The sequence below is a fragment of the Candidatus Poribacteria bacterium genome, from assembly GCA_021295755.1.
Classification (GTDB): Bacteria; Poribacteria; WGA-4E; order WGA-4E; family PCPOR2b; genus PCPOR2b.
The window spans coordinates 1-8,449 of record JAGWBT010000177.1 but is presented as its reverse complement, the minus strand read 5'-3'; the positions used below and the strand labels follow the sequence as shown (position 1 = coordinate 8,449).

General features: G+C 48.1%; 8 protein-coding genes. 5 read left to right on the top strand and 3 right to left on the bottom strand.

Annotation, left to right across the window (positions count from 1 at the left end):
- Positions 1-136: 136 nt before the first annotated feature.
- Positions 137-982 (top strand): hypothetical protein, encoded by an 846-nt coding sequence (locus tag J4G02_20600; GenBank protein ID MCE2396927.1) that lies wholly within the window; start codon positions 137-139, stop codon positions 980-982.
- 22 nt (positions 983-1,004) lie between these two features.
- Here J4G02_20600 and J4G02_20595 read toward each other — a convergent pair whose 3' ends face one another.
- On the bottom strand, positions 1,005-3,185 hold the full coding sequence (locus J4G02_20595) for a malate synthase G (GenBank protein MCE2396926.1): 2,181 nt from the start codon (positions 3,183-3,185) through the stop codon (positions 1,005-1,007).
- 694 nt (positions 3,186-3,879) lie between these two features.
- On the opposite strand from J4G02_20595, the gene J4G02_20590 reads away from it, so the two are divergent.
- The 4 genes from J4G02_20590 (at position 3,880) to ligA (ending at position 7,979) form a co-directional block, all read left to right on the top strand.
- A complete protein-coding gene (locus J4G02_20590) occupies positions 3,880-4,752 on the top strand; it encodes an ATP phosphoribosyltransferase (GenBank protein ID MCE2396925.1) in 873 nt (290 codons plus the stop codon).
- Positions 4,753-4,838: 86 nt separating this feature from the next.
- A complete protein-coding gene (locus J4G02_20585) occupies positions 4,839-5,087 on the top strand; it encodes a hypothetical protein (protein MCE2396924.1) in 249 nt (82 codons plus the stop codon).
- A 16-nt stretch (positions 5,088-5,103) separates the two neighbouring features.
- A complete protein-coding gene (locus J4G02_20580) occupies positions 5,104-5,856 on the top strand; it encodes a carboxypeptidase regulatory-like domain-containing protein (GenBank protein MCE2396923.1) in 753 nt (250 codons plus the stop codon).
- Positions 5,857-5,966: 110 nt separating this feature from the next.
- Positions 5,967-7,979: an NAD-dependent DNA ligase LigA gene (gene ligA, locus J4G02_20575; protein ID MCE2396922.1), complete on the top strand. Its 2,013-nt coding sequence runs from the start codon at positions 5,967-5,969 to the stop codon at positions 7,977-7,979.
- On the opposite strand, the gene J4G02_20570 is transcribed toward ligA, so the two are convergent.
- Both J4G02_20570 and J4G02_20565 read right to left on the bottom strand, forming a co-directional pair.
- On the bottom strand, positions 7,976-8,338 hold the full coding sequence (locus tag J4G02_20570; GenBank protein MCE2396921.1) for a DUF5615 family PIN-like protein: 363 nt from the start codon (positions 8,336-8,338) through the stop codon (positions 7,976-7,978). The two genes, ligA and J4G02_20570, sit on opposite strands and share 4 nt — an antisense overlap.
- Positions 8,335-8,449 (bottom strand): DUF433 domain-containing protein (locus tag J4G02_20565; protein MCE2396920.1); only part of this gene is annotated, 115 nt, incomplete at its 5' end. The genes J4G02_20570 and J4G02_20565, both read right to left, overlap by 4 nt.

The window sequence follows — 8,449 nt, the reverse complement described above, 5'->3', positions numbered from 1 at the left end:
GTCGCACCCGCTGACCTCGTGTCATTGGAGGCGTATCGCCGAGGGTTGGGGGTTAATGCTGGTGAAGTTAAGTGTAAAACGTGATGCGTGAAACAGCCAGCAGTTCATTAGTTCATTATAAGGAGGGATAATCAGTATGGTTTACGGAAGTGGCGATTATCGATATGAGGTTGTAGAAGGTTGGGGGCAAATACCACAATTAGGGCTTGCCTCCGCTGTTGCTTGTGACTCACAAGACCGTGTCTATGTATTCAATCGGAGTCCTAACCCCGCCATGCTTGTTTTTGAGCGAGATGGTCAGTTCATCGGTTCTTGGGGAGAAGACATCTTCAAAGCACCACATGGGATTTGGATCAGTCCCGATGATGAAATTTACACGACAGACACCGAAGATCACACCGTTCGGAGATTTTCGCTCTCTGGGGAACTCTTACAAACATGGGGAACCGTGGATGAACCGGGTCCGCCGGGACAGCCATTTAATCAGCCGACCCGCGCAGTTTTATCCGAATCCGGCGAAATGTACGTCTCGGACGGCTACGGACAATCGCGGGTTCATCGCATGACGCTTGACGGCGAAGTTATCGTTTCATGGGGCGCCCCGGGGGCGGGACCGGGCGAGTTTAACCTGCCTCATGATGTCACCGTGGACAAAAATGATCGGGTCTACATTTTAGACCGTGCAAACCTTCGGTGTCAGATTTTCAACGCTAACGGAGAATATCTGACGGAGTGGGGCGACCTTCGCTCGCCCAACGATCTGTTCATCGATTCGGATGATGTCATCCATATCGCAGAAGGTGGGCAGCGCATTACCGTCATGACACTCGACGGTGAAATTATCACCCAATGGGGCGAGAAAGGTGAACAGCCAGGACAGTTCAGCAACTCGCCACACGGTATATGGGTTGATTCCCGCGGCGATGTCTACATCAGCGAGGTCATCGCAGACAAACGGTTCCAGAAGTTTGTACGGGTTTAATTCAGCTAGTCAAGGCGACGCATCACTGCGTCGCTTTGACCTCTCTCCGACGAGCGTGCAGCACAGGTTCAGTATAGCCGTTGGGGACCGTTCCGCCCTTAAAGACCAGATCGAGTGCTGCCTGAAAGGCGATACTCTTGTCAAATTCGGGTGCCATGTTTCGATAGCTGGCATCTCCCTCATTCTGCCTATCAACAATCGCAGCCATCCGCTCAAAGGTTTCTATGACCTGTTCCCGCGTCACAACGCCGTGATGCAGCCAGTTCGCGATATGTTGACTCGATATACGTAGCGTTGCTCGGTCTTCCATCAGCCCAACGTCATGGATGTCTGGCACCTTTGAACAACCGATCCCCTGATTAACCCAGCGCACCACATAACCTAAGATTCCTTGGGCATTATTATCCAGTTCCTGCTGAATTTCCGTCTCACTGAATTTTCCATCCGATAACGGCGGTGTCAGGATATCCGATAGACTGGCACGTCCCCTACTTGCAAGTTCCACGTGCCTGTTTTTGACGTTCACCTGATGGTAATGTAGGGCGTGGAGTGTGGCAGCTCTTGGCGAAGGCACCCAAGCGGTCGTCGCACCGGCTTGCGGATGAGCTATCTTTGTCTCCATCATTTCTGCCATCTCATCCGGCATTGCCCACATCCCCTTACCAATCTGTGCTTTACCGGGGAGTCCCGTCTCAATGCCGATATCTACATTCCAGTCTTCATAGGCGAGCATCCACGGCTGGTTCTTGATGTCAGGCTTAGGGATCATCGGTCCCGCTTCCATGCTTGTGTGGATTTCATCACCCGTCCGATCTAGAAATCCAGTATTGATAAACACGACCCGTTCTTTCGCTACGCGGATGGCTTCCTTCAAGTTAATGGTGGTTCGACGCTCCTCATCCATAATCCCAATCTTCAACGTATTGCGTTCAAGCCCAAGGGCGCGTTCCACCCGTTCAAACAGTTCGACCGTTGCTGCAGCCTCCTCAGGACCGTGGAGCTTGGGTTTGACAATGTAGATACTGCCCGTTTGGCTATTAACGTATTCCCCATTTCTTTTGAGGTCGTGTATGGCTGCCAGCGATGTGACCATCGCATCAAGGAAGCCTTCAGGAATTTCCTGATCATCTGCCGCGGTGACCGCATCGGTGTACATGTGAATTCCAACATTCCGAATTAGCAGAAGACTTCGGCCTGGAAGTGTCAGTGTTGACCCATCTGGTGCCCTAAAGGTTTTATCCGCATTTAGCGTGCGGGTCATCTGCTGTCCATCCTTTTCAAAGGTCACTTCCAGTGTGCCCTGCATGATGCCGTTCCAGTTGCTGTAGACCTTCGTTTTGTCCTCGGCGTCAACGGCGGAGACAGAATCTTCGCAGTCTTGAATTGTAGTGACAGCTGACTCCATCACCACATCTTTTACGCCTGCAGGATGGTCTTTTCCAACAAGATGATCGCGATCAATTTGGATCTCAATGTGTAATCCATTATTTCTGAGCAAAACACTGGACAGTTCACCATTTTTCTCATTAAACCCGGCAAATTTACCGAGGTCAGCTAAACCCACTTCGCTGCCATCGTCGAGTTTTGCAACCAATTGGTTAGTCCCACCAACAGCTTTGAGCGAGAATTGTGTAATTTCTGAAAACCTCCCCCGTTCAAGACCGATCGTTTCATCTAGGAACGCCTCTACTTGGGCAATGACGTCCGCACCGCGCTCAGGGTTGTAGCCCACCTCCTTTTGCTCGCGACCTTCTTCCGAAAGCAGATACGTGCCGTACAACGCATCATATAGACTCCCCCAACGGGCATTGGCGGCATTCAGCGCGTAACGGGCGTTATCCACCGGCACCACCAGTTGGGGACCTGAGATGTCCGCAATTTCAGGATCCACATTCGCCGTAGTCGCGTGGAAATCTCCACCTTCAGGGAGTAGGTAGCCAATTTCCGCAAGAAAATCCTCATATTCATTTGGCTCGACTGGTTCGTCCTTTGTAGATAAATACCATTCGTCGATCCGCTGCTGCAATGCGTCTCGTTTATCCAGAAGTGCTCGATTCTTGGGTGCAAGGTCCGCAACAATTTCACCTAGCGATGTCCAAAACGCATCCGCATCCACACCTGTGCCGGGCGCGATTTCGTCTTGTACCAGACGATACAATCCCTCGTCAATTTTGAGCTGATCAATTTCAATTCTGTTTGCCATTCTTTCATACGCCTCCACGTTTTAGGACTTCCAAAAAAATCAATTCTTGAATAGTTTTATATCTGATGTCTATTTTAACCCGATTCGTCTCAGCGTGTCAAGATGCTTACACTCCAACAGAGTATTTTTGTTACGCGTCTCGCCAACTTCTGCAGCACATGCAGGCTGCGATCCGAGCATCTTAAAGAGAGATTAAGGCGTGTTGACGAACTCAATAAATACATCACGTAACACGCCTTTTTTCTTCACTTTTGACAATATGGATGGAGTATGGTATCATACCATATCTTATACTATGGTAGATTTTAGAATTAACAGGACTTACGCAAATTTAGCACGCGGCGCGAGATTTTTTTATTTTTAACCCCCTAAATCCCCCTTATCAGGGGACTTATGAGCCAGCTGCGTAAGTCCTAATTAATAAGACACTCCAAACCGGTGCGGTTAGGAAACCGCACCTACCGGGGGGCGAAAGTGTTTATTTATTTTCAGAATTCACCATAATTCCCGATTACATGTTACAGACCGCAGAGAAAGCATGGCTAGAAGCCCGCCCATAGCTTATCCGCGCATGGAATGAAGAAAGTACAACAGAAGGGGTTCCATTACAAAGCAATTACTGTAACAAATGAGAGTTAGATTTAGTGTCAGAACAAAGCAATTGAAAAAACTTGAAGACAGGATATACAAACCGATGAACAAACTGAAATTAGGTATTCCTAAAGGATCTCTACAGGAATTCACCATTGACCTTTTCAAACAAGCGGGTTACACGATCACAATCAGCGGCAGATCATACTATCCACACATCGATGATGACGAGATTGAGGTGATGTTGCTGCGCCCCCAGGAGATGGCACTCTACGTAGAACGCGGTGTCATTGATGTGGGGTTGGCGGGACGAGATTGGGTCCGCGAGTGCAATGTCGATGTGCTAGAGGTCGCATCGCTTACCTACGGTAAGCAGACGACGCAGCCAGCGCGATGGGTGTTAGCGGTCACAGAGGACTCCCCCATCCAGTCTGTCGCAGATCTCGAAGGGAAAGTTATTTTTACCGAATTAGTTGGAGCGACAGAGGCATATCTCAAGGATAATGGGGTCAATGCGACTGTCAAATTTTCACACGGCGCAACAGAGGTGAAGATTCCCCATCTCTGCGATGCGATTGTAGAGATTACGGAGACTGGCAGCACCTTGCATGCCAACCAATTAAGAATTGTTGATGTTGTCATTGAATCGGTAACGATGCTGATCGCCAATAAGGAGAGTTGGGAGGATGAATGGAAGCGGCATAAGGCGGAAAGTTTGTACATCCTTCTCTCCGGAGCATTGGCGGCGCAAAACAAAGTCGGACTCAAAATGAACATTGCGCAAGATAACTTGCAGTCCTTGCTCGCTATTTTGCCGGCGATGAGAAATCCAACGATTTCCCAACTTAGCCAAGATGGCTGGCACGCTGTCGAAACGATTGTCGATGAGCATATTGTTCGAGACTTCATCCCGGAACTCAGGAGCGTAGGCGCAGAAGATATCATTGAATATCCCTTGAGCAAAGTAATTCCGTGATAGGTAAATCGCAAAACATGCGTTAACTCTGCATACTATTTCGGCACGATTCATTCTGTAACGTGAATTGAACGGAGGTAAATCGAATGAAATTTCAGATCAACCTATGTTTTTTTCTTATTTTGATTTGGGTAGTTACCTGTCTTGGGTGCAGTGAAGAGTCGTCTTCTCCTTCCGTCGAGGACGGAGAAGAATCTGAGCAGACACTAGATCTGGAAGAAGATCCGCGATTTGGAATGGTATCAGGAATTATCACCGACACCAAGACGGGAAACCCGATTCAGGGCGTAACCGTTAGCTTGTTAGATCAGAAAGGGGATCCGTTATTCGGATAACCACCAGTTAGTGGTCATGGGCATTAATCACCAACCCAAAATGAAGCCATTTAAGCTTAGGACTGAAAATGTAGAATTAAATATCTCTCTCGACCCGAAGTTTGGAGCGGTTTCAGGTATTATTACCGATGGCACAACACGGAACCCGATTCCGGGCGCAACTGTCAAGCTATTAGGTGAGACAATAATAACCGAAGCAGACGGTAAATACAATTTTATAGGTATTCCCTATTCTGGGGATCTCAGTTTAATGATTATTGCAACGGATTATCAGCCTAGAACAGAAAACTTTCAGCTTAGGACCGACCGCGTTGGACTCAACATCCGACTTATGCCTGCAACGGATCCGAAAATGGAGATTACTCAGTTATTGGAGCGTTTCTCAGCGCTAATTGAATCGTTGGATATAAGAAAATTGGGAACAATCCAAGAACTCTTTTCGGAATCGTACGTTGCATCAGATGATCCCACCACGCTCCTTGGTTTAGCAACAGGTGTTATTCCCGCAAAATTCGATGATGTTAGTCAAACAATTATCGTAGTGTTTGAGAAGTATGATGCGCTCCAATTTCAGTTCAAAGAAATTGACGTGGATGTGACTAATTCACGGCAGGCGTCCGCACGCTTTACCTTACACATTATCAGCGAAGAGGGTCCACGACCCAACAAAAGAGAGATTCTTGTTGATTGCAAAATAGATTTCCGCAAAGAGGCCTTGGTCTGGAAAATAGTTTTCTGGCAACTTTTCAACGTAGAATTCCTTCTATGACTTGATGGAATCAACGCGGATCTCAGGTAAGACGTGAGTTCTCCACTTGGACAGGGATACAAGGGCATTCGGTCTAATAATACTGGTAACTGCAAATTTTGCGTAAGGATATGCCAAACGATTCTATCCAAAATCAGGTTGAGACACTACGGGAACAGATCTGCTACCATGAACGTAAGTATTTCATCGACGATCAGCCGGAGATTTCAGATGAGGCATATGATCAGTTGATGAAAGAGTTGGATCGCCTTGAAGCAACGCATCCTGAGCTTATTACGCCTGACTCACCGACACAGCGGGTCGGCGGTGAAACGGCGCTTGGCACTAGTGTCCCCCATCGTGGGCAGATGTTGAGCCTTGATAACACGTACAGCCCTGAAGAACTATACGATTTTGATCAGCGTGTACGGAAGGCGCTACCTGACCAGTCGGTTGGGTATGTGACCGAGTTAAAAATTGATGGCTTGGGGGTTGCCCTGCTCTATGAAAACGGTAGATTGGTACGCGGTGCCACACGAGGGGATGGAGAGTATGGGGAAGATGTGACAGCGAATCTACGCACCCTCCGCACGATTCCATTAAGATTGACATCAATCAGGGCGATGCCAACTGTTTTGGAAGTCCGGGGCGAGGTGTTTATTCCAAGGGATCGGTTGGATGAAGTGAATCAGCAGCGGGTCACGGAGGACCAAGCACCTTTTGCAAATGCGCGAAATGCTGCGGCAGGTTCTGTGCGTTTGTTGGATTCCACCATCACAGCGTCACGTCCGTTGGATATTTTTATTTATAGCCTCGGTTATGCGGAAGGCATCGAAATTACAAAGCATACGGAAGCACTCGCCCTGCTTGCAGATATGGGGTTCAAGATGAACCCTTATACCGAAGCACATTCATCAATCGAAGCTGTCATTGCGTATTGCCATCAGTGGACTGCCGATCGCGAAACAGTCCCTTACGATACCGATGGGATCGTTGTAAAAGTTGACTCGCTCCAACAGCAAGAGACACTCGGCACCACAGCGAAAAGTCCGCGTTGGGCGATTGCCTGTAAATTTCCCGCACGTCAAGTAACAACACAGATTGAAGCAATCGAGGTACAGGTTGGGCGAACTGGTGTCCTGACGCCCGTCGCGATCTTGTCCCCTGTACAGTTGGCAGGTGCGACAATAACCCATGCCACACTGCATAACGAGCAGGAACTTATCCGCAAGGATGTTCGTGTTGGGGATACAGTATTTCTTGAACGGTCGGGAGATGTTATTCCGAAAATTATAACTGTATTGACAGATCAGCGGAAAGGTGATGAAAAGGCCTTTCGTTTGCCGGATCATTGCCCGGTGTGCGAAACGTCGGTGCAGCGGTCAGAAGATGAAGCAGCGATCCGTTGTGTAAATGTAGCTTGCTCGGCACAACTGAAACGGCGAATTGAACATTTTGCCTCACGGAATGCACTAAACATTGACGGACTTGGGCCCGCGATCGTTGAGCAACTGGTTGGAGTTGGGCTGATTCATGATGTTGCGGATCTCTACACCTTGAAGCAGGGGAATCTAGTTAGTCTTGAGCGGATGGGGGAGAAATCTGCGGAAAATCTCATAAATGCTATTGAAGGGAGTCGCAGCATTCCGGTTGCGAAGGTACTGTTTGGATTGGGCATTCACCACGTTGGCGCGAATGTCGCCGAATTGTTGATTGACCACTTTTCCTCAATTGATGCCCTTGCCGACGCAAGCCTAGAAGATATTGAGAGCATCCACGGCATCGGACCACAAATTGCGGAAAGTATCCTCCATTTCTTCTCACAGCCGAGGGTTCAAGAGTTCCTGAAACGGCTGAAAGATGCGGGGCTTCAATGGGCAGCCGAATCAAGCGAACTTGCAGAAACCTCTGATAGTATTTTTGCCGGTAAAACGGTGGTTTTAACCGGTTCGCTTTCAACGATGACGCGCTCTGAAGCCTCTGACAAAATTAAAGAAAAGGGTGGCAAGGTCAGCTCTAGCGTTAGTCAAAAAACAGATTATCTAATCGCTGGAGAATCGCCGGGGGCTAAATATGATCGTGCAACTCAACTTGATGTGCCTATTCTGACAGAACAGGAGTTCACGCAAAAATTGTCAAGTTAATCGGTTTGATGTATGCACAGCCTACCGATTTCAATAATCCAAAGTTGATGATTTATTTGCGTTTGGGTAAGTGCAGTCATAAATTGTCGGATCAGTTGCTCCAACAAACTCAGACTTGGATTTTGAGGCACGCGGATCACAGCAATACCTGCCGTTTGTTCAGGTGGGAAACGTGTCACATCAGCAAAATCCAAATCTAATGTCACCAAGCAGCGATCTTCGGAACGACAGGCCTCATAGATTCGCAGATCGGAACTTCCTTGCAATTCCTCTTCTCGAACTGTTGCCACATCATGCCCGGCATCACGAAAAATGCGTAGTGTACGCGTACCGAAATTTTCGTTCAGTTTGAACTTCAGGCAACAGTCCTCATTGGAATCTCTACATAGCGTTCTCTTGTCATCTCAGCACCATAAGCAATCGCAGCGTAAATATCGTCAACCGTTAGTTGAGGATATTCCTCCAGAATT